Source organism: Pseudacidovorax sp. DMC4, from assembly GCF_056314265.1.
The window spans coordinates 668,198-691,665 of the sequence record NZ_JBQUYR010000001.1 but is presented as its reverse complement, the minus strand read 5'-3'; the positions used below and the strand labels follow the sequence as shown (position 1 = coordinate 691,665).

Sequence of the window (23,468 nt, the reverse complement as noted above, 5' to 3'; positions counted from 1 at the left end):
CTCGATCCTGTCGTGCGTCGCGGCTGCCGCTAGAAGGGCATCACGTTCATGAAGAAGCGGCTGAGCCAGGGCATGACCTGGGCCTCGCCCTGGGCGCCGCGGCCGCGCGACTCGATGCGCACATTGGCCACCTGCGTCGAGTTGACGACGCTGCCCGGGCCGATGGCGCGCGGGTCCACCGTGCCCGAGAAGCGCAGCACGTCCACGTTCTGGTTCACGCCGATCTGCTTTTCGCCCACCACCACCAGATGCCCGTTGGGCAGCACATCCACCACCGTCGAGGTGATGGTGCCGTAGAAGGTGTTGGCGGCCTCGGTGCCGCCCTTGCCGGCGAAGTCGGTGGCGGAGTTGCCGGCCGCGCTGGCGCGGGTGAAGGAGTTGGCGCTGATGAAGGGCAGGGCGGTGACGCCCGCGCTCAGGCTGTCCTTCTTGTTCACCGTCGACGTGGACTTCTGGCTGGCGGTCAGCGTCTCCACGATGTTGATGGTGACCGTGTCGCCGGCCATGCGTGCGCGCCGGTCCTCGAACAGCGGCCGGTAGCTCGCGTTGTGGTACAGGCTGCCCGTGGCCGCGCGGGGTGTCTGCAACTGCGTGGGATAGGTGATCTGCGGGCGCGTGTCGGGGATGTCCACCTGCGGCGTGTTGGCCAGGGTCGAGCAGCCCACCAGTGTGGCGACGGCCAGCGCTGCGGCGATCAGGGCAAGCAGGCGGTGCATCAGAGCTGTCCTAATTTCTGCAGCATCTGGTCGCTGGTCTGGATCGCCTTCGAGTTCATCTCGTAGGCCCGCTGCGTCTGGATCATCGACACCAGCTCGGTGACCACGTTGACGTTCGAGGTCTCCAGCATGCCCTGCACCACCGTGCCCAGGCCATTGGTGCCCGCGGTGCCGCCATTGGGCTGGCCCGAGGCCGCCGTCTCGGCGAAGAGGTTGTCGCCACGCGGCTCCAGTCCGGCCGGGTTGATGAAGTTGACCAGCGCGATGGTGCCGATGTTCTGCGGCGTCGCGTTGTTGGGCAGCGTTGCCGTGACGGTGCCGTCCGTGGCCACGCTCACGCTGGTGGCGGTGGTCGGCACGGTGATGCCGTTGGCGATCGGCAGGCCCGAGGAGGTCACGATGCGGCCCTGCGCATCCACCTGGAACGAGCCGTCGCGCGTGTAGCCGGTGCTGCCGTCGGGCATGGTCACCTGGAAGAAGCCGTTGCCCTTGATCGCCATGTCCAGCTGGTTGGTGGTGGACTGCAGGCTGCCCTGAGTGAAGGAGCGGCTGGTGGCGATGGTGCGCACGCCCAGGCCCAGCTGCAGGCCGGTGGGCAGCTGCGTCTGCTCGTTGGCATTGGCGCCCACCTGACGCAGGTTCTGGTACATCAGGTCCTGGAACACCGCGTTGGCGCGCTTGTAGCCGGTGGTCGAGACGTTGGCCAGGTTGTGGGAGATGACGTCCAGCTGGGTCTGCTGGGCCTCCATGCCGGTCTTCGAGATCCAGAGCGAATTGATCATGGCGGTGTGCCTGCGGTGTGAAGTGGAATCAGCCCTGCACGCTCAGCAGCTGGGCGGCGGACTTGTCGGCGGTTTCGGTGGTCTGCAGCAGGCGCATCTGTTGCTCGAACTGGCGGGCGGCGGCGATCATGCCGACCATGGTCTCGACCGGGTTCACGTTCGAGCCTTCGAGCGCGCCGGTCTCCAGGCGCGCATTGGCATCGGCGGGCAGCACATCGCCCTCGCCGGGGCGGAACAGGCCGTCGGTGCCGCGGGTGAGCGGCGTCTCGGACGTGGCGAGCTTGATGCGGCCCAGCACCGCGGCCGGCTGGCCGGTCTGCTGCGCGCTGATCGTGCCGTCGGCGCCTACGGTGAGGTTGGCGCCGGCCGGCACGTCGATGGGCGAGCCACCGTCCGAGAGCACCAGCAGCCCGCTGCTCGTGGTCAGCGCGCCTTCGGGCGAGATCTGGAAGGCACCGCTGCGGGTGTAGGCCTCAGTGCCGTCCAGGCCCTGCACGGCGAACCAGGCGTTGCCCTGGGCCGTCATATCCAGGTCGCGGCCGGTGCGCTGCAGCGCGCCGGGGCGGCTGTCGTAGCCGGTGGTGGTCTCCATGGCGAACACGCGCGTGGTGGCGCCGTCGCCGCGCAGCGGCACCGCGCGGAAGTTGGCCAGTTCGGCGCGAAAGCCCGGCGTCGAGGCATTGGCCAGGTTGTTCGCGAGCACGGACTGGCGCTGCGCCGCGGCGCTGGCGCCGGTCATCGCGGTGTAGATCAGGCGGTCCATGCGTGCTCAGCCCGTCCGTCGATCAGCGGAGGTTGACCAGCGTCTGCAGGACCTGGTCCTGCGTCTTGATCGTCTGGGCATTGGCCTGGTAGGCGCGCTGCGTGGTCATCATGTCGACCAGCGCGGCGGTCAGGTCGACGTTGGAGTCTTCCAGCGCCTTGCTCTGAATCGAGCCGAACACGCCTTCGCCCGGCGCGCCCAGCAGCGGCTGACCCGAGGCGGTGGTCTCGAACCAGTAGCCGGAATCGGTGATGCCCAGGCCCTGCGGATTGCGGAAGTCCGCCAGTGCGACCTGGCCGGCCGCCTGCGTCTGGTTGTTGGAATAGGTCGCCATCAGCGTGCCGGTGTCGTCGATGGTCAGGCTGGTGAGCTGGCCGGCGGTGTAGCCGTCCTGCGTCAGGTCGTTGACCGTGAAGCTGGAGCTGACCTGCTTGAGCTTGCTCAGGTCCAGCGAGGCGGTGAAGGTTTGCGTGGGATCGTTGGGCGACGACAGCGTGAGCGTTTGCGTGCCGCCGCTGGTCAGGTTGCCCGAGGCGTCGAAGCCGATCTGGAAGGGGGTGGAGGCCGACGGCGTGCTGCCGTTGACGCTGGTGTAGACGTTCCAGGTGTTGTTCGCCGTCTTCTGGAAATACATGCCCACCTCCACCTTGAGGCCCTGGGCGTCGTAGGCGGTCATCGAGGTGCTGTACTTGGACAGGTCGGCGGTGCTGGTGGACACGGCGGCCGATGCGTCCAGCGTGATGTCGGCGCTGACGGCCGAGGTGCGCTTGGCCGGCACGGTGCCGGTGGGCACCACCAGCGTCTGGAGGGTGGAGCTGGTGCGGTTGCCCTTGGCATCCGTCGGATAGCCCATCAGCTTGGCGCCGGTGGCCGTCACGATGGTGCCGGAGGCGTCCTTCTTGAAGTTGCCCGCGCGGGTGTAGGCGGCGCTGCCGTCGGGCATCGTCACCTCGAAGAAGCCGTTGCCGTTGATGGCCAGGTCGAGCGCGTTGTTGGTGGCGTTGATGTTGCCCTGCGTGAACTGCTGGGACACGTTGCCCACCATCACGCCCATGCCGCCGGTCACGCTGTTGGTGCCGGCCGCGGCGGCCGCATACACCTCGGCGAACTCGACCCGGGAGGACTTCATGCCGGTGGTGCCGGCATTGGCGATGTTGTGCCCGATCACGTCGAGGCTGCGGCTGGCGGCGTTGAGTCCGGCGATGGCCTGCTGAAAGCTCATGGAAGGCTCCTGGGTCAGAGAATCGAGTAGATGGCGGAATACGGCTTGCTGCCGTTGCGGCTGAGGTTGAGCGTCAGCCCGTCGCTGGTGGTGCTCACCGAGGTCACGCTGTCGTACATCAGCGTGGTGCTGCCCACGGCATCGCCCTTGTTGGTGGCGGTGACGCTGAAGCTCAGCTCCTGGTCGCTGGGATAGCCCGAGGCGTCGAGCGTGATGTCGTGCTCGCCGGCCGGCAGCGCGCCCAGCGACTTGGTATCGATCACCTGGCCGGCGGCGTTGGTGACCTTGACCGTGACCTCGGTGGCGGCCGCGTCCAGCACGACGGCCCCCATGGCCGTCTTGCCGTCGCTGCTGTAGGCCAGCGTCTTGCCTTCGGTGAGCACGTTCTTGCCCACCACGGCGGCGGCCTGCAGGGTCTGCGTGGTCGAGGCCTGGGTGGCCAGGCCGCTGACGGTGCTGTTGAGCTTCTCGATGCCGGTGACGGTGTTGATCTGCGCGATCTGCGAGGTCAGCTGTGCGTTGTCCATCGGGTTCATCGGGTCCTGGTTGCTCAGCTGGGCGACCAGCAGCTTCAGGAAGCGGTCCTGCAGGTCCGCGGCCGAGGTGGAGGCGAGCGACGAGGCGCCGCCCGTGCTGCCGGTGGTGCTGTTGCTGGCGGTGGTGCCGGTGACGGTGCTCATGCGGAGGTTCCTGCGGCGGTGGCGATGTCGGGGATGCGGGTCACTGGCCCAGTTGCAGCGTCTTGAGCAGCAGGCTCTTGGCCGTGTTCATCACTTCGACGTTGTTCTGGTAGGAGCGCGAGGCCGAGATCATGTTGACCATCTCCTCCACCGCGTTGACGTTGGAATAGGTGACATAGCCGTCGGCGTCGGCCAGCGGGTTGCCGGGCTCGTGCACGCGCCGGCCCGGGTCCTGCCGTTCGGTGACGGCGTCGACGCGCACGCCGGCCGAATAGCTCTTGCCCGCGGTCGTGGGGTCGCCCTCGGCGCCGGCATCGCCCAGGTCCACGGTCTGGAAGACCACCTGCCGCGCCTTGTAGGCCTTGCCGTCCGGCCCGGCCGTGGCGTCCGCATTGGCCAGGTTGCTGGCCACGACGTTCAGGCGCTGCGACTGCGCGCTCACCGCGCTGCCGGAGATGCCGAAGATGGAGAACATGGACATGGCGGCCGCGCCCTATCTTTCGTGGTCTGTCGGGTGGATCGAGCGGCCGCGGAGCAGGCCATGCCAGAGCGCCCGCGGAACCGGCTTTGCCGGGCCGCCGGGCGCGCCCCTTCGAGGGGGTCGGCGGAGCGCGAAGCGCGCAGATTGGGGGTGTTCCATGTCATTGCCCCTGGATGGCGGACAGAAGCGTCTTGCCCTGGCCATTGAGGAAGCGCAGCGTGGCCTCGTAGCGCACGGCGTTGTCGGCGAAGGCGGCGCGCTCGCGGTCCAAGTCCACGCTGTTGCCGTCCATGGCGGGCTGCACCTGGGCGGTGTAGGCCAGGCTGCCGCCGGCATCGCTGGTGCGCGGCGCCAGCCGGAAGTGCCGGCCGTCGCTGCGGCCATCGTCGGCCGCGGTCGCCTGCGCCGGGCTGCCCGCGGCGCCGCTGCGGTCGCCGGCGGTGGCCTCGGACAGCGCGGCGGCAAAGTCCAGCTCGCGCGCGGCGTAGCCGGGCGTGTCGGCATTGGCGATGTTCCCGGCGATCACGCGCTGGCGCTCGGCGCGCAGCATCAGTGCCTGGCCCTGGAAGTCCATCGACTGCGTCAGCTTGTCCAGCATGCGTGATCCTTGGTGTGGCGAAGGGAGGAGGGCGGTGTGCCACCCCGTGAAGGGACGGACGCCACCGTGCGGAAATTGTGGGCGGGAGGCCCCGGGGCGAATGGCGGGAACAAAGGCGGCTTTTCCGGGCTGTTTCCGGCTTTGGCACGGCGGGCCCCTGTCTACAGTGCATCGCATCCCGCCAATGGCCGGCCTGCGCGCCTAGCCATGGCGCTATGCCGCCGGTGTCCGTGCACCCGGTCGGCGCCTTTCTTGCCCCCGGCCCCGGCCGACCCTTGCCGCCGTCCTGCCATGTCCCGCTCGCACCGCTGCTTCCTGAAGAACCTGGCCGCCGCCCTGGGTCTCGCCCTGGCCGCCCTGGCTCCGGCGCTCGCCCAGACCCCCGGCGGCGCCGGTACGCTGCCGGGCATCGGCGGCGAGATGGGCGCCGATTTCGTGGCCGCCGCCCAGCACTGGGTGGACGATGCCGTGGCCCAGGGCCGCGGCGCCGCCGGCACCGACATGGCGCCCCTGCGCATGGAGGTGAGCGTTGGCACGCTGGACAGCCGGCTGCGCCTGGCGCCCTGCGCCAGCGTCGAGCCCTACCTGCCACCCGGCCAGCGCCTGTGGGGCCGCAGCCGGCTCGGCCTGCGCTGCGTGGACGGCGCCGTGCGCTGGAACGTCTTCCTGCCCGTGACGGTCAAGGCCATCGGCCCGGCCTGGGTGCTGCGCGACGGCGTGGCGCCGGGGGCGGTGCTGCAGGCGGGCGACGCCGTGCAGGCCGAGGCCGACTGGGCCGCGGATGCGTCGCCGGTGGTGGCCGATCCGGCCCAGTGGGTGGGGCGCGTCGCCACCCGGGCGCTGGCGGCCGGCCAGCCGATCCGCCAGGCCATGGTGCGCACGCAGCAGGTGCTGCAGGCGGGCGCCTCGGTCCGCATCCTGGCGGGTGGGCGCGGCTTCGAGGTCAGCACCGAGGGCCAGGCCCTCAGTGCGGGCGGGGTGGGCGAGGCGGTGCGCGTGCGCATGCCCAACGGACGCATCGCCACCGGACAGGTGGTCGACGCCGGGACGGTGCGCATGGCGCTCTAGGAATGCGCTTCACGAACGCGCGCGTCGTGGACATCTGCGGACGCGGGCGATCGAAGAAAGTCGAAAAAAAGTCCTCAAGTTCCCCGGGAGGCCGCCGAAAAACAGTGACGCTGCCCTTCCAAGGGCGCATGGAGTCCAGTCATGAAAGTCGGTGCAAGCAATGAAGTCGGCCTGATCGCCACCGGTGCGGTGCGGTCGGACCGCGCCGCCACCACCGCGGCGGAGTCGGGTGGCGCCCGGGCCGAGGCCGGGGTGTCGGTCGACGTGTCGTCCACGGTGCAGTCGCTCGGCCGCACCGGTTCGGGCTCGGGCATCGACGAGGCCAAGGTCGCCTCGATGCGCGAAGCCATCGCCAACGGCACTTTCACCGTCGATGCCGGCGCCGTGGCCGACAAGATGCTCGCCAACGCTCAGGAAATGCTGAGCCGCACAAGAGGTTGAACGCCATGCATGCCCCCCTGATGATCGACACCCGCGAGTCCACCGAAGAGCTGTTGCAGGAAGTCGAGCGCCAGCTCGACGCCGTGGATGCCCGCCTGCTCGAAGGCGACGCCCCGGCGCTGGAGGCCGCCTGCAACGGCATGCGCCAGGTTGCCAGCGGTTTCAGCAACGTGCTGGAGTCGGCGCTGTCGGCCGAGGTGTTCGACGCCGACTTCCGCGACCGCATCGAAGGCGTCGCCCAGCGGCTGCGCGTGATGCGTGCCGGCATCGCCCGCCGCGCCGCCGCCGTGGAGCGCAGCCTGTCGGCCCTGCTGGGCACACAGGACATGCCCACCTATGGCGCCGGCCTGGGCCAGCGCGCCATGTTCGGCGCCGCGGCGCGCGGTGCCTCGGCCGGCATGCACTGAGCCGGTCCGCGCGCCCGTCCGGCGCGCCCCATGAAAAAGCCCCGGCCGGATGGCGCGGGGCTTTTTCATGGGCGTCCGGTTCAGGTCGGCCGCAGCGACTGGTGGCCCAGCCGCCGTGACACCGCGGCCCCGCAGGCCTTGGCAGCCTTGGCCTGGGTGCCGTTCCAGTCGGTGTCGAAGGAGCGCGAGCGCCCCATCAGCGTGATGCCCAGGACGATGTTGCCCGAATAGTCGAACACCGGCGCCGCGAAAGAGCACACCCCCGGCGTGGGGTTGTTGACGGCGCGGGAGACGCCGTGCTCGCGCACCTCCTGCAGCAGGGCCTGCAGGTTGTCGGGTTCGGCGGGCTGGGCGATGTCCGGGCCCAGGCGGCGCGCATCCTCCAGCAGCGATTCCTCGATCAGCCGCGCCGGCAGGTAGGCCGCGAACAGCCGGCCGGTGGCCGTGGAGGCCAGCGACATCACCGTGCCGGTGCGGATGTTGGTGTGCAGCGGGTAGATGGCGTCGAACAGGAACACGATGGTCGGCCCCTGGTTGCCCCATACCGACAGCGCCACGCTGTGCCCCGTCTCGCGGGCCAGGTCTTCGGCGAAGGGCACCGCCTCGCGCACCGGATTGAGCATGCGCAGCGTCACCAGACCCAGCTGCATGGCCGTGGGCCCCAGCCAGTAATGGCCGGTGGAGGCCTCCTGCGTCACCAGCCCCAGCTTGGAGAAGCTCACGAGGTAGGGGTGCGCCTTGCCCGGCGCCATGTCGGCCGCCTTGGCCAGTTCGCGCAGCGGCATGGGCCGGCCATGTGCGCCCAGCGCCAGCAACAGCTGGCCGCCGGCCTCCACCGACTGGATGCCCCGCCGTTCCTTTTCCGCGTTCGATTCGCCCGGGTCGTTGTCCGAAAGGCCCATGGATGTCTCCTAACGCTTCGATCTTATCAAACCCATTCTCCCAGGGTAAACGATTAGATTGAGAAAGATGCGTTAGCTCAATACTAACGGCACGGCAACGCGTTCCTCCTGAACCGTGTGGGCCGAGGAGACATGGCGAATGACTGAAGGACAAGAGATCTACGACGTGCTGGTGGTCGGCACCGGCGCGTCCGGCATGTCCGCCGCAGTGACGGCGGCGCACCAGGGGCTCAAGGTGCTGGTGGTGGACAAGGCCCCGCTGTATGGCGGCACCACGGCACGGTCGGGAGGCTGGCTGTGGATTCCCGGCACCCGGCTGGCCACGGAGCAGGGCATCCACGAACCGCCCGGCGCCGCACGGACCTACCTGCAGCACGAGGCGACCACCCATTTCGACGCGGCCCGCGTCGACGCCTTCCTGGAGAACGGCCCGAAGGCCATCGATTTCTTCACCCGCAACACCTGCGTGCAGTTCGACATGCCGCCGGTGTTCCCCGACTACCACGCCGAGGCGCCCGGCGGCCAGCCGGGCGGGCGCTCCATGGTCACCCGTCCCTTCGACGCCCGCGAGCTGGGCGAGCGCGTGGCGCAACTGGCGCCGCCGGTGCCCGAGCTCACGGTGTTCGGGATGATGCTGGGCTCGGGCAAGGAGCTGTGGCACTTCCTGCGGGCCTTCAAGTCGCTCGAATCCTTCCTGTATGTGGCACGGCGCTTCGGCGGCCACTTGCTGGACGTGCTGCGCCATGGCCGCGGCATGACGCTGACCAACGGCAATGCGCTGGCCGGCCGGCTGGCCAAGGCCGGCATGGACCTGGGCATTCCCGTGTGGCTGAACGCGCCGGTCAGCAAGCTGCTCGTGGAGGGCGACGCCGTGGTCGGCGCCACCGTCGTGCGCGACGGCGTGCCTACCGAGGTGCGGGTGCGCCGTGGCGTCGTGCTGGCCTGCGGCGGCTTTCCCTACGACGTGGAGCGCCGCAAGCAGCTCTTTCCGCATGCGCCCACAGGGCGGGAGCATTTCACGCCCTCGCCACCGCTCAACACCGGCGACGGCCTGCGCCTGGGCGAATCGGTGGGTGGCTGGGTCGATCCGACCATCCCGAATGCGGCGGCCTGGTGCCCCACCTCGGTCCTGCAGCGCAAGGACGGCTCGCAGGGCGTAATGCCCCACTTCATCGACCGGGCCAAGCCGGGCGTCATCGCCGTCACGCCCGACGGTCGCCGCTTCGCCAACGAGGCGCTGTCGTACCACGACTTCGTGCAGCGCCTGGTCAAGGCCTGCGCGGGCCTGCCGGCGGTGAGCTGCTGGCTCGTCTGCGACCACAAACACTTGCGCGAATACGGCATGGGTGCGGTGGCGCCGTTCCCGCTGCCCATCGGCAAATACCTGCGCAACGGCTACCTGCGCCGTGGTCGCACGCTGGAGGAACTGGCCCGTGTCATCGAGGTGCCGCCCGCGGCCCTGCAGGAGGAGGTACAGGCCTTCAACCGTGACGCCGCCAGCGGCAAGGACAGCCGCTTCCAGAAGGGCAGCACCGCCTACAACCGCTACCAGGGCGACTCGCTGGTCAAGCCCAATCCCTGCATGGCGCCGATCCAGAACGGGCCCTTCTACGCCATCCGGCTGGTGGTCGGCGAGATCGGCACCTTCGCGGGGCTGGCCACCGATGCCAGCTGCCGCGTGCTGAGCCAGCAGGGCCGGCCGATTCCGGGCCTGTTCGCAGTCGGCAACGACGCGGCCAGCGTCATGGGCGGCAACTACCCCGGTGCGGGCATCACGCTGGGCCCGGCGCTGACCTTTGGCTACGTGGTGGGCAATGTGCTGGCCCGGCAGGGCGAGCTGGGTGCGCCCGCCGCCACGCCCGCGCTGGCGCCCGCCTTCGCACAGTTCGACACGCTGCCGGCCTGAGCACGGCGGCTGCACTTTCCCTCGACGCTTCCTTCCTTCACTCCATGGACATCTCAGAACTCACGGCACCGCGTGTGCTGGCGGGCCGGACCGCGCTCGTCACCGGGGCCGGGCAGGGCAACGGCCGGGCCATCGCCTGCGGCCTGGCCCGGGCCGGCGCCACCGTGGTCGTCACCGACCTGCACGAAGGCAATGCGCAGGCCGTCGCGGCCGAGATCGAGGCCGCAGGCGGCCGGGCCTGCGCCTATGGGCTCGACGTCACCTCGCCCGAGGCCTGCGCCGCGCTGGCCGCCACGGTGTCGGCCCAGGTGGCGGACCTGGACATCCTGGTCAACAACGCCGGCATCCTGGTGCGCGAGGGCATGGACAGCGCGCAGGCCGCGTCGAACCTGTCGCGCACGCTGGACGTGAACGTCATGGGCACCTTCCATCCCACCCAGGCCTGGCTGCCCGCGTTGCGGCGCACCCGCGGGGTCGTCATCAACGTGGCGTCGATCGCCGCCAGCGTCGGCATCCCGGGCGTGGTGGGCTATTCGCCCTCCAAGGGCGCGGTACGGCTCATGACCCAGGCGCTGGCCGTGGAACTGGCGCGCGACGGCGTGCGCGTGAACGCCATCGCGCCCGGTGTCATCGAGACGCCGATGACGGCCTACACCCGCGAGGCGCCCGAGCGGCTCGAGCGCTTCATGCAGCGCACGCCCATGGGCCGCGTCGGGCAGCCCGAGGAACTGGTGGGGCCCGTCGTGTTCCTGGCCTCGCCCATGGCCAGCTACGTCACCGGCGTCACGCTGCCGGTGGACGGCGGCTTCCTCGCGGCCTGATCGCACACCGGCATCACGCGGGAACACGCCGGGTTCCCTTTCCCTTCGAACAACACAGCAGGAGACAGACATGCGCCTTCCGACCTTCTTCAAGCGGGCCTTGCTCGCCGCCGGCCTGGCCGCCGCTGCCGCGGCCGCCAGCGCGCAGGACATCAAGCTGGGCTACAACGGCGACCTCTCGGCCTCGCCCTCCGCGCAGAGCGGCCAGGCCGCGGTGCTGGGCATGGAGGCGGCCATCGCCGACATCAACGCGGCCGGCGGCGTGCTCGGCCGCAAGCTGGTGCTGGTGACGCGCGACGACACCTCGGCGCCACCCAAGTCCATCCAGAACATGAGCGAGCTGGTCGACAACGAGAAGGTGGCGGCGGTGTTCGGCCCCACCAACTCCGGCAATGCCATGGCCTGGAAGCACATCGCCAACCAGAAGAAGGTGCCGGTGATCGGCAACGTGGGCTCGGGCACCGACATCACCAAGCCCATGAGCCCCGGCGCCGACAACTACATGTTCCGCGTCTCGATGGTGGACCGCGAGCAGGTGGCGGCGCTGATGGCCTATGTGAAGAAGAACGCCGAGAAGTCCAGGGTGGTGGGCCTGATGGCCGAGACCACCGGCTACGGCCAGGGCGGCCTGAAGGACATGGAGGAGATCGCCAAGCTGCAGGGCATCAAGGTCGCGGCCACCGAGCGCTTCGGCGTCGGCGACACCGACATGACCTCGCAGTTGGGCAAGATGAAGTCGGCCGGCGTGGACACCGTCGTGGTCTGGGCCCAGGGCACGCCCATCGCGCAGCTGGTGCGCAGCATGGAGAAGATCGACTACTTCCCGCTGGTGCTCACCTCGTGGGCGGCCGACAACATCACCTTCTACGACGCGGCGGGCAAGGCGCTGGCCGAGAAGCCCATCTTCATGCGCACGGTGAGCGAAACCCGCACGCCGGTGCAGCAGAAGCTGTTCGACCGCATCGGTGCGCGGCTGAAGGCGCCGGGCTCCTTCTCCTTCGCGCTGCATGGCTACGACTCGGTCATGCTGTATGCCGCGGCGGCGAAGCAGGCCGGCAGCGTCGACGGTCCGGCCGTGCGCGCCGCGCTGGAGGATCTCAAGGCACCGGTTCAAGGCGTGCTCAAGACCTACGACAAGCCCTTCAGCAAGACCAACCACGAGGCCCTGACCGCCAAGGACCTGGTCTGGATCCGCTGGAAGGACGGCAAGCTGATGCCCTACACCGACCCCGTGATCGGCGGCCTGGCCCAGGCGGACTTCAAGCAGTAAGGCGCTGCCGTCGGGCGGCATCGCGGTCCGGCCACGGCCGGACCGGCTCTTTCTTCGGAGGCAGACATGACAGAGGCGCTCCTGCAGGCGATTCTCAGCGGCCTGGCCGTGGGCGGTGCCTACGCGCTGGTGGCGCTGGGCTTCAGCATCACGTTCACGACCACCAAGACGCTCAATTTCTCGCACGGAGAGTTCGTCTCCGCCGGCGCCTTCATCGGCATGAGTGCGCTCTTCCTGGTGCTGGGGCTGCCGGTGAGCTCCACCAGCTTCGGCAGCGCGCAGCCCGGGGCCAGTGCGCAGCTGCTGGCCCTGGCCGGCGCACTGGGTGTGATGGGCGTGCTGGGGTGGCTGCTGTACATGGTGGGCGTGCGGCCCTTTGCCGGCCGGCCGGGCATGGCCTGGGTGATGAGCACGCTGGGCTTCGGCGTCATCCTGCAGAGCATCGGCCTGGCCATCTGGGGGCCCAAGCCGGTGGTGGTGCCGGGCCCGGTGGGCGACTCGGTGATCCGCATCCTGGGCGTGGGCGTGCGCCCGCAGGAGCTGCTCACGCTGGGCGTGGCGGTGGTGGTGATGCTGGGCTTCGACTGGGTGATGAACCGCACCATGATCGGCAAGGCCATGCGCGCGGTGGCGGCCAACGGCAACGTCGCCAGCCTCATGGGCATCAATACGCAGGCCGTGATGATCGGCGCCTTCGTCGCCAGCTCGGCGCTGGCGGGCCTGTCGGGCTTCCTGCTGGCGCCCATCGCGCAGGCCTCGCTCTTCATGGGCCTGACGGTGGGACTCAAGGGCTTTTCGGGCGCCATGATCGGCGGCCTGGGCAATCCGCGCGGCTGCGTCATCGGCGGCTTTGCGCTGGGCGTGCTGGAGTCGCTGGTCAACCTGTGGCAGGCGCAGTGGCGCGAGGTGGCGGTGTTCGCGCTGGTCATCCTGGTGCTGGCTTTCCGGCCCACGGGCCTGTTCGGCAAGCCGATGGTGGAGAAGGTATGAACGCCCGGCATTTGGTCGGCGTGCTGCTGGCGGCCGCCGCCGTCATCGGCGCCACGGCACTGGTCGACAACGACTACTACCTGCGCATCGTGTTCATGATGTGCGTCTACTACCTGTGCGCGGCGGGCATGAACGTGCTGGTCGGCTTTGCCGGGCAGAAGTCGCTGGGCCAGGCTGGACTGTTCGCCGCGGGCGCCTACGCCGTGGCATTGCTCACCAGCCGCACCGAGATCAGTCCCTGGCTGGCGCTGCTGGCCGCCGCGGCCGTCTCGGCCCTGTGCGGCGTGTTGATCGCGCTGCCGTCGCTGCGCGTCAAGGGCCCCTACCTGGCGATGGTGACCCTGGCCTTCGGCATCGTGGTCGAGAAGCTGGTGGGGGAGTGGACCGACGTCTTCGGCGGCGCGCAGGGCATCTACGGTATCCGCCCGGTCACCTGGAACGGTCAGCCGCTCAGCTCGGCGCAGTGGGTGGGGTTCGGCGTGGTGCTGTGCGCGCTGACGCACCTGCTGCTGCGCAACCTGCTGGCGGGCCGCTTCGGCCGGGCGCTGCTGTCGCTGCAGGCGGACGAGATCGCGTCGTCGTCGGTGGGTGTGCGGGTGTACCGGGCCAAGGTGATCGCCTTCGTGGTGGCCGCGGTCACCTGCGGCGTGGCGGGTGCGCTCGTGGCGCAGCAGAACCAGTACATCAACTCCGACTTCATCACCTTTCACCTGTCCATCTTCATCCTGCTGCTGGTGCTGTTCGGCGGGGCCGGCTCCACCTATGGGCCGCTGGTGGGCACGGTGGTGCTGACGGCAGTGGATGCCGCGCTGTCGCGCTGGCCGTCGGCCCAGCATTTCCTCTACGGTTTCCTGCTGCTCTTCGCGCTCTATGCCATGCCGGGCGGGGTCACGGGCCTGTTCCGGCGCAAGGTCGGCCGCGGTGCCGCACTGTCACCGGCGCAGGCGCCCGCCCCGACGGGCCCTGCGGCGGTTCCACGCATCGGGCCGCAGGCCGACGGCGAGCTGCTGGTGGTGCACGGGCTGACCAAGGCCTATGGCGGCGTCAAGCCGGCGCAGGACGTGTCGTTCCGGCTGCAGCGCGGCCACATCCATGCCCTCATCGGGCCCAATGGCGCCGGCAAGAGCACGATGATCAACATGCTCACCGGCGTGGTCGAGCCCAGTGCGGGGTCGATCCGCTTCCTGGGCCGCGAGATCGCGGGCCGCCCGGTGCACGAGATCTGCGGCCTCGGCATGGGCCGCACCTTCCAGAACCTGCGGCTGTTCGCTGAGCTCTCGGTGCTCGACAACGTGATGCTGGGCCGGCACAGCCGCATGCGCAACGGCTTCTTCGCCTCGCTCCTGGGCATGCCGGCGGCACGGCGCGAGGAGACGGCCACGCGCGAGCGTGCCCTGCAGCTGCTGGCGCTGGTGGACCTGGCCCATCTGGCCCACCAGCCGGCCGGCCGCCTGCCCTACGGCCTGCAGCGGCGCGCCGAGCTGGCGCGGGCGCTGGCCACCGAGCCGCAGCTGCTGCTGCTCGACGAGCCGGCCGCGGGCCTCAACCCGCAGGAGACCGCCGAGCTGGGCCAGCTGCTGCTGCGCATCGGCCGCTGCGGCGTCAGCATCCTGATGGTGGAGCACCACATGGACCTGGTGATGGCCGTGTCGGACCATGTCATCGTGCTGGACTACGGTATCAAGATCGCCGAAGGCACGCCGGCCGAGGTGCAGTGCAATCCGCGCGTGGTCGAGGCCTACCTCGGCACCGATGAACCGGAACCCGAGGCGCAGCCGGAGCCCGTCCCCGCGCCGGAACGCTGCGCCGCCTGAGGAGCCCGCCATGTTGAAGATCGAATCCGTCCAGGTGTCCTACGGCGCCATCGAGGCCGTCAAGGGCGTCAGCATGGAGGTACGCGCCGGCGAGGTCGTGGCCATCATCGGTGCCAACGGCGCGGGCAAGAGCACGCTGCTCAAGAGCATCTGCGGCCTGGAACCCGTGGCCGGTGGCCGCATCCTGCTCGACGGCGAGGACCTGGCCCGCGTGCCGCCGCACCGGCGCGTGGCCATGGGCGTGGCCATGTCGCCCGAAGGCCGGGGCGTGTTCGCCGACCAGACGGTGCGCGAGAACCTGATGCTGGGCGCCTATGGCCGTCGCAAGGACCCGGTGTCCGTCGAGGCTGCCATCGCCCGCGAGTTCCAGCGCTTTCCGCGGCTGGCCGAGCGGCAGCACCAGCTGTCGGGCACGCTGTCCGGCGGCGAGCAGCAGATGCTGGCCATCTCCCGCGCACTGATGAGCGAGCCGCGCCTGCTGCTGCTGGACGAGCCCTCGCTCGGCCTGGCGCCGCTGATCATCAAGGACATCTTCGAGGCCATCCGGCAACTGCGCCGCTCGGGCCTGACCATCCTGCTGGTCGAGCAGATGGCGCGGCAGGCGCTGGGCGTGGCCGACCGCGCCTACGTGCTGGAAACCGGCCGCATCACGCTCGAAGGCGCTGGCCGCGCGCTGCTGGGCGACGCCAAGGTGCGGGCCGCCTACCTGGGCGCGCACTGACCTTCCGCCCCGTCCCATTCCCCTTCATCCAAGGACCCCCATGACCGCCACCAAGACATTCGCCAGCCAGGCCGACCTGGAAGAAAAGAAGATCAGCTTCACCCAGATCTCCGAACATGCCTGGGCCTACACCGCCGAGGGCGACCCCAACACCGGCGTGATCATCGGCGACGACGCCGTGCTGGTGGCCGACACCCAGGCCACGCCCGCGATGGCGCAGGACGTGATCCGTCGCATCCGCGAGGTCACCGACAAGCCCATCCGCTACGTGCTGCTCACCCACTACCACGCGGTGCGTGTGCTGGGCGCCAGTGCCTACGGGGCCGAGCAGATCATCGCCAGCCAGGACACCTACGACCTCATCGTGGAGCGGGGCGAGGCCGACAAGGCCAGCGAGATCGCCCGCTTCCCGCGCCTGTTCAGCAACGTCGAGACCGTGCCGCCCGGCATGACCTGGCCCACGATGACCTTCACCGGCCGCATGACCCTGTGGCTGGGCAAGCTGGAGGTGCAACTGCTGCAGCTGGGCCGCGGCCACACCAAGGGCGACACCGTCGCCTGGCTGCCGAGCGAGGGGGCGCTGCTGTCGGGCGACCTGGTCGAGTTCGGCGCCACGCCCTATGCGGGCGACGCCTATTTCAAGGACTGGCCCGAAACCCTGCGCCGCGTGGAGGCACTGAAGCCCCAGGTGCTGGTGCCGGGCCGTGGCGCCGCGCTCACCACGCCGCAGGAAGTGGCCCAGGGCCTGGCCGAGACGCGGCAGTTCATCGCCGACGTGTACGCCAGCGTGCAGGCCGGCGTGGCGGCGGGGCAGGACCTGAATGCCGTCTACCGCGCCACCTATGCCGCGCTCAAGCCCAAGTACGGGCACTGGGTGATCTTCGACCACTGCATGCCCTTCGACGTGACCCGCTGCTACGACGAGGCCACGCAGTACGCCGACCCGCGCATCTGGACCGCCGAGCGCGACCTCGAGATGTGGAAGGCGCTGGAAGGTTGACCGGCGCCACCATGGACGCTGGTGCCGGGACGCCGGACGCGTCGGGGCCTCGGCTCTTCCAGCCCCTCCAGCTGCGCGGCCTCACCCTGGCCAACCGGGTGGTGATCTCGCCCATGTGCCAGCACGCCGCCCAGGACGGGCAGGCCGGGGCCTGGCATCTGGTGCACCTGGGCAAGTTCGCGCTGGGCGGTGCTGGCCTCATCCTGACCGAGAGCACGGCGGTGGACCCGCGCGGGCGCATCGGCACGGCCGACCTGGGGCTGTGGTCCGACAGCCAGATCGCGCCCCTCCAGGCCGTGGTGGATTTCGTGCACGACAACGGCGCAGCCATCGGCGTGCAGCTGGCCCATGCCGGCCGCAAGGCCGGCAGCCAGCCGCTGTGGGAGGGTGGCGCCGCGCTCGGCGATGCGCAGATGCAGGCCGACCGTCTGCCCTGGACCCGTCTGGGCCCGAGCGCCTTGCCGGCGGGACCGGGCTGGTCGGCGCCCGAGGCCATGGACGAGGCGCAGATCGAGGCGGTGGTCGAGGCCTTCGTGCAGGCCGCCGTGCGCGCCGACCGCGCGGGCTTCGATGTGGTGGAACTGCACTTCGGCCATGGCTATCTGGTCGCCGCCTTCCTCTCGCCCCACGCCAACCAGCGGCAGGACGCCTGGGGCGGCGGCCTGCAGGGGCGCATGAAGCTGGCCCTGGACATCGCCGCGCGGGTGCGCGCCGTGTGGCCCGCCGCCAAGCCCCTGTTCTGCCGCCTGTCGGCGGTCGATGGCAGCGTGGGTGGCTGGGGGCTGGAGGACTCGGTCCTGCTCGCCCGCGCCCTGGCCGAGCGTGGCGTGGACGTGATCGACTGCTCCTCGGGTGGCCTCACCGAAGAGACGAAGGCGCTGCCCGTGCCGCGTGGGCTGGGCTTCCAGGTGCCCTTCGCCGCACGCATCCGCGAGGCTGCCGGTGTGAGGACGCAGGCCGTGGGCATGATCGTGGACGCACAGCAGGCGGAGGCGGTGCTGCGCGACGGCCAGGCCGACCTGGTCGCGCTCGGCCGCGAGGCGCTGTGGGACCCGTACTGGGCCCACCACGCGGCCCAGGCCCTGGGGGCCGATCCGCAGTTCCGGCGCTGGCCGGTGCGGCACGGCGTCTGGTTGGCCAAGCGCGCGCCAGCGTTGGCGCGCGCGCGATCCGAGGAAGCTGCCGGATCTCAGCACGCTGGCTGAGAGGCCACGCGGCGCTCTTCAGGCGCTCGCGTCGTCAGTGCCCGCGCATCTTGGCGCGCAACCGCGCGACGGCTTGACTATGAAGCTGGCACACCCGCGATTCGGTGATGCTGAGCACGGCCGCGATCTCCTTGAGGTTCATGTCGTGTTCGTAGTACATGCCCATGATGTAGCGCTCGCGCTCGGGCAGCGACTCGATGGCCGCGACCAGCGCGCTGCGCAGGCGCTGGTCCTTGAGCACGCTCATGGGGTCGGCCTCGTTGTCGGCCACATGGCGTTCGAGGAAGGCCTCCTCGTCGTCGCGGCCCTCGCCGCCCATGTCCTCCAGGTACAGCAGCTGGGTGCCGCGCACGCGGCCCAGCAGCGACTGGTATTCGGCCAGCGGCATGTTCAGCTCGGCGGCGATCTCGGATTCGTGCGGGGCGCGGCCCAGCTTGTGCTCCAGCCGCACCACGGCCTGCTCGATCTGCTTCTGGCTCTTGCGGGAGCCGCGCGACATCCAGTCGCCGTCGCGCAGTTCGTCGAGCATGGCGCCGCGGATGCGTTGCGTGGCGAAGGTCTCGAACTGCACGCCCTGCGTGGCGTCGAAGCGCGAGAGGGCGTCGACCAGCCCGATCATGCCGACCTGGATCAGGTCGTCCACCTCGACGTTGGGCGGCAGCTTGGCCACCATGTGGTGGGCGAGGCGCTGCACCAGCGGCACATACTGGCGGATCAATGCGTCGCGGTCGAGGCGGCCCTTGGCGGTGTACATCTTCTGGAGAGCGGCGGCGGCGAGCATGGCGGGTCGGTCCCCGTGGTTCAGCGCCGAGTGCTGCATTGTGCCGGGGAAAGCAGAAGGTCGAGGTCGTCCACGCAGCGGGGCTCGAAGGCCCCACGCAACGGGGCGTTGAAGGTCTCGCGCAGCAGTTCGGCCGTGCGCGGCATGCGCCAGTCGTCCGGCACCACCTGGCCGCAGCCCAGGCCGCGCAACTGCAGGCCATGGCGCATCAGCACGTCCAGCGCGGGGCCGAGCTTGACCGCCTCGTCGACCTTGGTGAGCAGCGCGTGGCGCGCGCCATCTTCGCGGAAGGCCTGGGCCACTTCGTCCAGTGCGTCGCCCTGGGCGCCGGCGTTGAGCACGACCAGCGGCTTCACGCCGGGCAGGTCCAGTTGCGCCATCTGCTGCTGGCGGCGCGGATCGTGCGAGGCATGGCCCGCGGTGTCGATCAGCACCAGCCGCTTGTGCGCCAGCAGGGCGAGCAGCTCCTGCAGCGCGGCGGTGTCATGGGCCCGGTGGGCCACCACGTCGATGCTGCGGCCGAAGGCGCGCAGTTGCTCATGGGCGCCAGCGCGCTGGGTGTCGAGCGTGATCAGGCCCACGCTGGCGGCGCCATGGTTGCGCGCGCACAGTGTGGCGAGCTTGGCGATGGCGGTGGTCTTGCCCACGCCGGTCGCGCCCACCAGCGCCAGGATGCCGCCTTCGTCCTCCAGCGGCACGGCCTGCTCGTCGATGGCCAGCAGGCGCGTGAAGGTGGCCAGCACATGGGCCTCGGCCGCGGCGGCGTCGGTGCCGGCAGCGATGGGTTGCAGCACGGCGCGCACCAGCGGTGCCGAGAAGCCCGCGCGTACCAGGCGCAGCATCAGATCGGCCAGCGCCGGGTCCTGGCGCGCGCGGCCCAGCCAGGAGAGCGCCTCGAAGCGGGTCTCGACCATCTGGCGCAGGGCGCGCAGTTCGGCCATCACCTCGGAGAGGGCCTGGGCGGGAACCATCGCCCCGGCCGGCGCGGGTTCGGCGGCGGCAGCAACTGCCGGGCGCTGCGCGGACAAGGGCATGCCGGTCAGCGGCGCGGGTCGCTGTGCGGCGGCGGGGTTCCAGGGCATCGCGGCCACGGGGGCTGCCGCACGCGCGCCGGCGGCCTGGCTGGGCGCGGCCACCGCGGCCGGGCCGGCGGGCAGGGCGGCGGCAGTCGATGCGGCCGCGTCGCCCAGTTGCTTGCGCAGCATGCGTTCGCGCACGAAGTCCTGGAAGGAGAGGGTGCTCATCGCCAGGCGGTTGGCGTCTTCCTCGACCGAGGTCTCCGCGAGGTTGGGCGTGCGTGGGGGCACGACGGCCGCTGCAGCAGGCGTCACCGGGGCGGCCGGCGCGGACGCCGCCGCAGGACGCGCGGAGGCGGCCTCCTGCAGGCCGGCCAGAGACTCCTCGGACGCGGCCATCACCTCCACGCCCTGCTCGGTCTGCTTGTTCGACAGGATGAGCGCGTCGTCGCCGAAGGCAGCCCGGGCCATGGCCATGGCTTCGCGTGCGGTCGGGGCCAGAAAGCGTTGGATGTTCATGATTCAGGCGGGCAGCGGCTGAAGGCGGACGATGGGGGCGATGCGGGGGGCACGGCGCGCGTCAGGCGGCCGCGCCGCCACCGCGCAGGATGGGCCCGATGCGGATGGTGTGGGTCTCGGGGATCTCGCTGTGCGAGAGCACCGCCAGCCGAGGCGCCGTGCGGCGTACCAGGCGGGCGATGGCGCCGCGGATGGCGTCGGGCACCAGCAGGCAGGCGGGCACGCCGCGCTCTTCCTGCCGGTTGGCGATGTCGGCCGCGCTGCGGGTGAAGGTGTCGGCCACGCCGGGGTCCAGTGCCGGGCCCTGTGCGTTGCCCAGGGCCTGCATCAGCAGGCGCTCGAAGCCGGGCTCGATGGCGATCACGTCCAGCTCCTTCACCGGGCCGTAGATCTGCTGCACGATGGCCGGTGCCAGTGCCACGCGCACGCGGCGGGCCAGCTCCACGGCATCGGTCACCACGGCCGCATGCTCGGCCAGGGTCTCGACGATGGTGCGGATGTCGCGGATGTGCACGCCTTCCTCCAGCAGCAGCTGGAGCACCTTCTGGAAGGTGGCGATCGGGATGAGCTTGGGCACCACTTCCTCGATCAGCTTGGGGCTGTACTGGCTGACGTGTTCCACGAGTTGCTGTGTTTCGGATCGGCTGAGCAGGCGTCCTGCCTGGGTCTGCATCAAATGTGACAGATGGGTGGCCATCACGGTCTCTGGATCAACGACCGTGAAACCCGCCATTTGTGCGCTGTCGCGATAGCGGGCCTCGATCCAGGTGGCCGGCAGGCCGAAGGCCGGGTCGGTGGTGGCGGTGCCGATCAGCGGCGTGCCGATGCCGCCGGGGTTGATGGCCAGGAACATGCCCGGGAAGGCCTCGCCCTCGGCCACCACCACGCCGCGCAGCGTCACGCGGTAGGCGCTGGGCTTGAGCTCCAGGTTGTCGCGCACATGCACGGCCGGCGGCAGGAAGCCCACCTCCTGCGCGAACTTGCGGCGCACGCCCTTGATGCGGGTGAGCAGGTCGCCCTGGCGGTTCTTGTCGACCAGCGTGATCAGGCGGTAGCCCAGCTCCAGGCCCAGCAGCGACACCGGCTGCAGGTCGGCCCAGGTGGCGTCGGCCTCGGGCGGTGGCTCGCTGGGCTTGGGCGTCTCGGCCTCGATGCGGCGGCGGCGCGCCATCGTCCATGCGCCCCAGCCCAGCAGCGCGGCCATGCTCAGGAACACCACATGCGGCATGCCGGGCACGCTGCCCAGCAGCAGCAGGATGGCGGCCGTCAGGCCCAGCGCGCGCGGCGAGGTGAAGACCTGCTGCACGATCTGCCGGCCCACGTCGTCTTCCTTGCCCACGCGCGAGACCACCATGGCCGCGGCCACCGAGATCAGGAGCCCCGGGATCTGCGCCACCAGCGCGTCGCCCACGGCCAGCAGCACATAGCTGTTGGCCGCCTCGCCGGCCGGCATGCCGTGCTGAAGCACGCCGACGGTGAAGCCGCCCACGACGCTGATGACCAGGATCAGGATGCCGGCCATCGCGTCGCCGCGCACGAACTTGGAGGCGCCGTCCATGGCGCCGAAGAAGTTGGCCTCTTCCGCCACTTCGGCGCGGCGGCGGCGGGCCTCCTTCTCGTTGATCGTGCCGGCATTGAGGTCGGCATCCACCGCCATCTGCTTGCCGGGCATGGCGTCGAGCGTGAAGCGGGCCGACACCTCGGCGATCCGCTCCGCGCCCTTGGTCACCACCACGAAGTTGATGACCACCAGGATGGCGAACACGATCAGGCCGACCGCGAAGTTGCCGCCGATCAGGAAGTGGCCGAAGGCCTCGATCACCGCGCCGGCCGCGCCCGGGCCGGTGTGGCCTTCGAGCAGTACCACGCGGGTGGAAGCCACGTTGAGCGACAGGCGCATCAGCGTGGTCAGCAGCAGCACCGTGGGGAAGGCGGCGAAGTCCAGCGGCTTCGTCATATAGGCCGCCACCATCATCACCATCAGGGCGGCGGCGATGTTGAGGGTGAAGAAGCCGTCCAGCATCCACGCCGGAATGGGCAGCACCATCAGCGCCAGGATGGCGATGACCAGCAGCGGCGCGGCCAGTCGCTGCAGGCCGGCGGAGTCGGGGCCGTCGCCGAACAGGCCCTGCATGGTGCGCTGGAGGGCGTTCATGCCTCATCCTCCAGGTCGGCCAGGGCCTTGGGGTCGTTGAGCGGATCGAGCTCGGCCGGCACCACCGGTTCGGGCACGGTCTGCGGCCAGGCGCCACGGCCGGCGATGGCGGCCTTCAGGCGGTACACATAGGCGAGGATCTGCGCCACGGCGGTGAAGAGCTGGCTGGGGATGGGCTGGTCGATCTCGGCATGGGCATACAGCGCGCGGGCCAGCATCGGCGACTGGATGACCGGGATGTCGTGCGACTTGGCGATGTCGCGGATCTTCATGGCCAGCAGGTCTGAGCCCTTGGAGATCACGTGCGGCGCGGCCATGTTGGTCTCGTCGTAGCGCAAGGCCACGGCGAAGTGGGTCGGGTTCATCACCACGAAGTCGGCGCGCGGCACCGCCGTGATGCTGGCGCGCTGGAGGATCGCGCGCGCGGCCTTGCGCTGCTGGCCCTTGACGTGCGGGTTGCCGTCGGTCTCCTTGTGCTCCTGCTTCACCTCCTCGTGCGACATGCGCAGGCGTGAGCGGTGCAGCCAGCCCTGCAGCGGCACGTCGGCGACGGCGGCGGCCACCAGCACCAGCATCGCCAGCGCGGTGCCCTGCACCAGCCAGTCGGCGAAGTAGGGCAGGGCACCGGGGGCGGGCATCAGCACCATGCGCGCCAGCGCGTCCATGGACCCGCGCACGTACACGAAGCCCACGCAGGCCAGGATGGCCGACAGCAGCACCAGCTTGAGCACGGTGCTCGCCTGCTGCTTGCTGAAGAGGCGGCCGAGGCCGGAGAAGGGGTTGAGCCGATCGAGGTCCGGCGTGATGGCCTTGGCGCTCATCACCCAGCCGCCGGTGGCCAGCGTGGCGATCACCGAGGCCGCGATGACGATGGCGGCAAAGCCCACGCAGGCCGCGATGCCGAGCAGGCCCAGCTGCGTCAGCCGCTCGCCCATGGCGGCGGGGCGCATGGCATCGGCGGCATTGAAATGCAGGGCCGCGGCCAGCGCGTCGCGCAGCGCACCGAAGGCGGTGGGGGCCAGCAGCAGCAGCGCCACCGCGCCGGTGCCCACCACGGCCAGGTGGGTCAGGTCGCGCGAGCGGGGCACCTGCCCGTCGCGGCGGGCCTGGTCCAGGCGCCGCTGCGTGGCGGGGAGCTTCTTGTCCTGGCTGCTGGATGACATGGGCGCGAACGGCGGTGGGCGGTTCGGGGCATTCTCGGCAGCGGGTG

The 23,468-nt window shown here is 70.4% G+C and carries 23 protein-coding genes; 11 read left to right on the top strand and 12 right to left on the bottom strand.

Annotated features, from left to right (window positions below):
* Positions 1–29: 29 nt before the first annotated feature.
* From ACT54X_RS03180 to flgB, 7 genes are all read right to left on the bottom strand, one after another.
* Positions 30–716: a flagellar basal body L-ring protein FlgH gene (locus ACT54X_RS03180; RefSeq protein WP_476344970.1), complete on the bottom strand. Its 687-nt coding sequence runs from the start codon at positions 714–716 to the stop codon at positions 30–32.
* Positions 716–1,498 (bottom strand): flagellar basal-body rod protein FlgG, encoded by a 783-nt coding sequence (gene flgG, locus ACT54X_RS03175; RefSeq protein WP_294369682.1) that lies wholly within the window; start codon positions 1,496–1,498, stop codon positions 716–718. Before flgG ends, ACT54X_RS03180 begins: the two co-directional genes overlap by 1 nt.
* 28 nt (positions 1,499–1,526) lie before the next feature.
* Positions 1,527–2,261, bottom strand: a complete 735-nt coding sequence (gene flgF / locus ACT54X_RS03170; protein WP_294369680.1) for a flagellar basal-body rod protein FlgF — start codon at positions 2,259–2,261, stop codon at positions 1,527–1,529.
* 22 nt (positions 2,262–2,283) lie between these two features.
* The gene (gene flgE / locus ACT54X_RS03165) at positions 2,284–3,483 is read right to left on the bottom strand and encodes a flagellar hook protein FlgE (RefSeq protein WP_294369677.1); all 1,200 of its coding nucleotides are present in this window, start codon (positions 3,481–3,483) and stop codon (positions 2,284–2,286) included.
* Between the two features lie 14 nt (positions 3,484–3,497).
* Positions 3,498–4,163 (bottom strand): flagellar hook assembly protein FlgD, encoded by a 666-nt coding sequence (locus ACT54X_RS03160; protein ID WP_294369674.1) that lies wholly within the window; start codon positions 4,161–4,163, stop codon positions 3,498–3,500.
* A 40-nt stretch (positions 4,164–4,203) separates the two neighbouring features.
* Positions 4,204–4,644 (bottom strand): flagellar basal body rod protein FlgC, encoded by a 441-nt coding sequence (flgC, locus tag ACT54X_RS03155; RefSeq protein ID WP_017757311.1) that lies wholly within the window; start codon positions 4,642–4,644, stop codon positions 4,204–4,206.
* 160 nt (positions 4,645–4,804) lie between these two features.
* The gene (flgB, locus tag ACT54X_RS03150) at positions 4,805–5,242 is read right to left on the bottom strand and encodes a flagellar basal body rod protein FlgB (RefSeq protein ID WP_294369669.1); all 438 of its coding nucleotides are present in this window, start codon (positions 5,240–5,242) and stop codon (positions 4,805–4,807) included.
* A gap of 291 nt (positions 5,243–5,533) precedes the next feature.
* On the opposite strand from flgB, the gene flgA reads away from it, so the two are divergent.
* The 3 genes from flgA to ACT54X_RS03135 all read left to right on the top strand — a co-directional run bounded on the left by flgA (position 5,534) and on the right by ACT54X_RS03135 (position 7,158).
* Positions 5,534–6,310 (top strand): flagellar basal body P-ring formation chaperone FlgA, encoded by a 777-nt coding sequence (gene flgA / locus ACT54X_RS03145; RefSeq protein WP_234192343.1) that lies wholly within the window; start codon positions 5,534–5,536, stop codon positions 6,308–6,310.
* Positions 6,311–6,451: 141 nt separating this feature from the next.
* Positions 6,452–6,751, top strand: a complete 300-nt coding sequence (gene flgM / locus ACT54X_RS03140) for a flagellar biosynthesis anti-sigma factor FlgM (RefSeq protein WP_294369665.1) — start codon at positions 6,452–6,454, stop codon at positions 6,749–6,751.
* A 5-nt stretch (positions 6,752–6,756) separates the two neighbouring features.
* Positions 6,757–7,158, top strand: coding sequence for a hypothetical protein (locus ACT54X_RS03135; RefSeq protein WP_234192341.1), 402 nt, complete (start codon positions 6,757–6,759; stop codon positions 7,156–7,158).
* Between the two features lie 80 nt (positions 7,159–7,238).
* Here the strand turns inward: ACT54X_RS03135 and ACT54X_RS03130 are convergent, their stop codons facing one another.
* Positions 7,239–8,060, bottom strand: a complete 822-nt coding sequence (locus ACT54X_RS03130) for an IclR family transcriptional regulator (RefSeq protein ID WP_234192340.1) — start codon at positions 8,058–8,060, stop codon at positions 7,239–7,241.
* Positions 8,061–8,199: 139 nt separating this feature from the next.
* Between ACT54X_RS03130 and ACT54X_RS03125 the strand changes: the two genes are divergently transcribed.
* From ACT54X_RS03125 to ACT54X_RS03090, 8 genes are all read left to right on the top strand, one after another.
* Positions 8,200–9,966 carry an FAD-dependent oxidoreductase gene (locus tag ACT54X_RS03125; RefSeq protein WP_476344965.1) on the top strand — a complete coding sequence of 589 codons (1,767 nt, stop codon included), beginning with the start codon at positions 8,200–8,202 and terminating at the stop codon, positions 9,964–9,966.
* Positions 9,967–10,010: 44 nt separating this feature from the next.
* Positions 10,011–10,787 carry an SDR family NAD(P)-dependent oxidoreductase gene (locus ACT54X_RS03120; protein ID WP_354318694.1) on the top strand — a complete coding sequence of 259 codons (777 nt, stop codon included), beginning with the start codon at positions 10,011–10,013 and terminating at the stop codon, positions 10,785–10,787.
* A 70-nt stretch (positions 10,788–10,857) separates the two neighbouring features.
* On the top strand, positions 10,858–12,057 hold the full coding sequence (locus tag ACT54X_RS03115; RefSeq protein ID WP_354318693.1) for an ABC transporter substrate-binding protein: 1,200 nt from the start codon (positions 10,858–10,860) through the stop codon (positions 12,055–12,057).
* Positions 12,058–12,123: 66 nt separating this feature from the next.
* A complete protein-coding gene (locus ACT54X_RS03110; protein WP_476344963.1) occupies positions 12,124–13,047 on the top strand; it encodes a branched-chain amino acid ABC transporter permease in 924 nt (307 codons plus the stop codon).
* Positions 13,044–14,861, top strand: a complete 1,818-nt coding sequence (locus ACT54X_RS03105; RefSeq protein WP_476344961.1) for a branched-chain amino acid ABC transporter ATP-binding protein/permease — start codon at positions 13,044–13,046, stop codon at positions 14,859–14,861. Before ACT54X_RS03110 ends, ACT54X_RS03105 begins: the two co-directional genes overlap by 4 nt.
* Before the next feature lie 10 nt (positions 14,862–14,871).
* Positions 14,872–15,582 carry an ABC transporter ATP-binding protein gene (locus ACT54X_RS03100; protein WP_234192335.1) on the top strand — a complete coding sequence of 237 codons (711 nt, stop codon included), beginning with the start codon at positions 14,872–14,874 and terminating at the stop codon, positions 15,580–15,582.
* Between the two features lie 40 nt (positions 15,583–15,622).
* Positions 15,623–16,582 carry an MBL fold metallo-hydrolase gene (locus ACT54X_RS03095; RefSeq protein WP_476344958.1) on the top strand — a complete coding sequence of 320 codons (960 nt, stop codon included), beginning with the start codon at positions 15,623–15,625 and terminating at the stop codon, positions 16,580–16,582.
* Entirely contained in the window at positions 16,579–17,787 is a 1,209-nt protein-coding gene (locus ACT54X_RS03090; RefSeq protein WP_294369659.1) for an NADH:flavin oxidoreductase/NADH oxidase, read from the top strand. The genes ACT54X_RS03095 and ACT54X_RS03090 overlap by 4 nt, the downstream gene beginning before the upstream one ends.
* A gap of 34 nt (positions 17,788–17,821) precedes the next feature.
* Here the strand turns inward: ACT54X_RS03090 and ACT54X_RS03085 are convergent, their stop codons facing one another.
* The 4 genes from ACT54X_RS03085 to ACT54X_RS03070 all read right to left on the bottom strand — a co-directional run bounded on the left by ACT54X_RS03085 (position 17,822) and on the right by ACT54X_RS03070 (position 23,421).
* Positions 17,822–18,541: an RNA polymerase sigma factor FliA gene (locus tag ACT54X_RS03085; protein WP_294369901.1), complete on the bottom strand. Its 720-nt coding sequence runs from the start codon at positions 18,539–18,541 to the stop codon at positions 17,822–17,824.
* 47 nt (positions 18,542–18,588) lie between these two features.
* Complete coding sequence (flhF, locus tag ACT54X_RS03080; protein WP_476344956.1) at positions 18,589–20,103, bottom strand: flagellar biosynthesis protein FlhF; 1,515 nt, start codon at positions 20,101–20,103, stop codon at positions 18,589–18,591.
* A gap of 61 nt (positions 20,104–20,164) precedes the next feature.
* A complete protein-coding gene (gene flhA, locus ACT54X_RS03075; protein ID WP_476345105.1) occupies positions 20,165–22,237 on the bottom strand; it encodes a flagellar biosynthesis protein FlhA in 2,073 nt (690 codons plus the stop codon).
* A 17-nt stretch (positions 22,238–22,254) separates the two neighbouring features.
* Complete coding sequence (locus ACT54X_RS03070) at positions 22,255–23,421, bottom strand: EscU/YscU/HrcU family type III secretion system export apparatus switch protein (protein ID WP_294369654.1); 1,167 nt, start codon at positions 23,419–23,421, stop codon at positions 22,255–22,257.
* Between the last annotated feature and the right edge of the window lie 47 nt (positions 23,422–23,468).

Excerpts from the sequence above, each read along its gene's own strand:
- flgF (WP_294369680.1), bottom strand. The coding sequence starts at position 2,261 with ATGGACCGCCTGATCTACACCGCGATGACCGGCGCCAGCGCCGCGGCG.
- flgM (WP_294369665.1), top strand. The coding sequence starts at position 6,452 with ATGAAAGTCGGTGCAAGCAATGAAGTCGGCCTGATCGCCACCGGTGCG.
- ACT54X_RS03110 (WP_476344963.1), top strand. The coding sequence starts at position 12,124 with ATGACAGAGGCGCTCCTGCAGGCGATTCTCAGCGGCCTGGCCGTGGGC.
- ACT54X_RS03105 (WP_476344961.1), top strand. The coding sequence starts at position 13,044 with ATGAACGCCCGGCATTTGGTCGGCGTGCTGCTGGCGGCCGCCGCCGTC.
- flgE (WP_294369677.1), bottom strand. The coding sequence starts at position 3,483 with ATGAGCTTTCAGCAGGCCATCGCCGGACTCAACGCCGCCAGCCGCAGC.
- ACT54X_RS03085 (WP_294369901.1), bottom strand. The coding sequence starts at position 18,541 with ATGTACACCGCCAAGGGCCGCCTCGACCGCGACGCATTGATCCGCCAG.
- ACT54X_RS03070 (WP_294369654.1), bottom strand. The coding sequence starts at position 23,421 with ATGTCATCCAGCAGCCAGGACAAGAAGCTCCCCGCCACGCAGCGGCGC.
- flhF (WP_476344956.1), bottom strand. The coding sequence starts at position 20,103 with ATGAACATCCAACGCTTTCTGGCCCCGACCGCACGCGAAGCCATGGCC.
- flhA (WP_476345105.1), bottom strand. The coding sequence starts at position 22,237 with ATGCAGGGCCTGTTCGGCGACGGCCCCGACTCCGCCGGCCTGCAGCGA.
- ACT54X_RS03135 (WP_234192341.1), top strand. The coding sequence starts at position 6,757 with ATGCATGCCCCCCTGATGATCGACACCCGCGAGTCCACCGAAGAGCTG.
- flgA (WP_234192343.1), top strand. The coding sequence starts at position 5,534 with ATGTCCCGCTCGCACCGCTGCTTCCTGAAGAACCTGGCCGCCGCCCTG.
- flgC (WP_017757311.1), bottom strand. The coding sequence starts at position 4,644 with ATGTCCATGTTCTCCATCTTCGGCATCTCCGGCAGCGCGGTGAGCGCG.
- ACT54X_RS03130 (WP_234192340.1), bottom strand. The coding sequence starts at position 8,060 with ATGGGCCTTTCGGACAACGACCCGGGCGAATCGAACGCGGAAAAGGAA.
- ACT54X_RS03125 (WP_476344965.1), top strand. The coding sequence starts at position 8,200 with ATGACTGAAGGACAAGAGATCTACGACGTGCTGGTGGTCGGCACCGGC.
- flgB (WP_294369669.1), bottom strand. The coding sequence starts at position 5,242 with ATGCTGGACAAGCTGACGCAGTCGATGGACTTCCAGGGCCAGGCACTG.
- ACT54X_RS03095 (WP_476344958.1), top strand. The coding sequence starts at position 15,623 with ATGACCGCCACCAAGACATTCGCCAGCCAGGCCGACCTGGAAGAAAAG.
- ACT54X_RS03115 (WP_354318693.1), top strand. The coding sequence starts at position 10,858 with ATGCGCCTTCCGACCTTCTTCAAGCGGGCCTTGCTCGCCGCCGGCCTG.
- ACT54X_RS03120 (WP_354318694.1), top strand. The coding sequence starts at position 10,011 with ATGGACATCTCAGAACTCACGGCACCGCGTGTGCTGGCGGGCCGGACC.
- ACT54X_RS03180 (WP_476344970.1), bottom strand. The coding sequence starts at position 716 with ATGCACCGCCTGCTTGCCCTGATCGCCGCAGCGCTGGCCGTCGCCACA.
- ACT54X_RS03100 (WP_234192335.1), top strand. The coding sequence starts at position 14,872 with ATGTTGAAGATCGAATCCGTCCAGGTGTCCTACGGCGCCATCGAGGCC.
- flgG (WP_294369682.1), bottom strand. The coding sequence starts at position 1,498 with ATGATCAATTCGCTCTGGATCTCGAAGACCGGCATGGAGGCCCAGCAG.
- ACT54X_RS03160 (WP_294369674.1), bottom strand. The coding sequence starts at position 4,163 with ATGAGCACCGTCACCGGCACCACCGCCAGCAACAGCACCACCGGCAGC.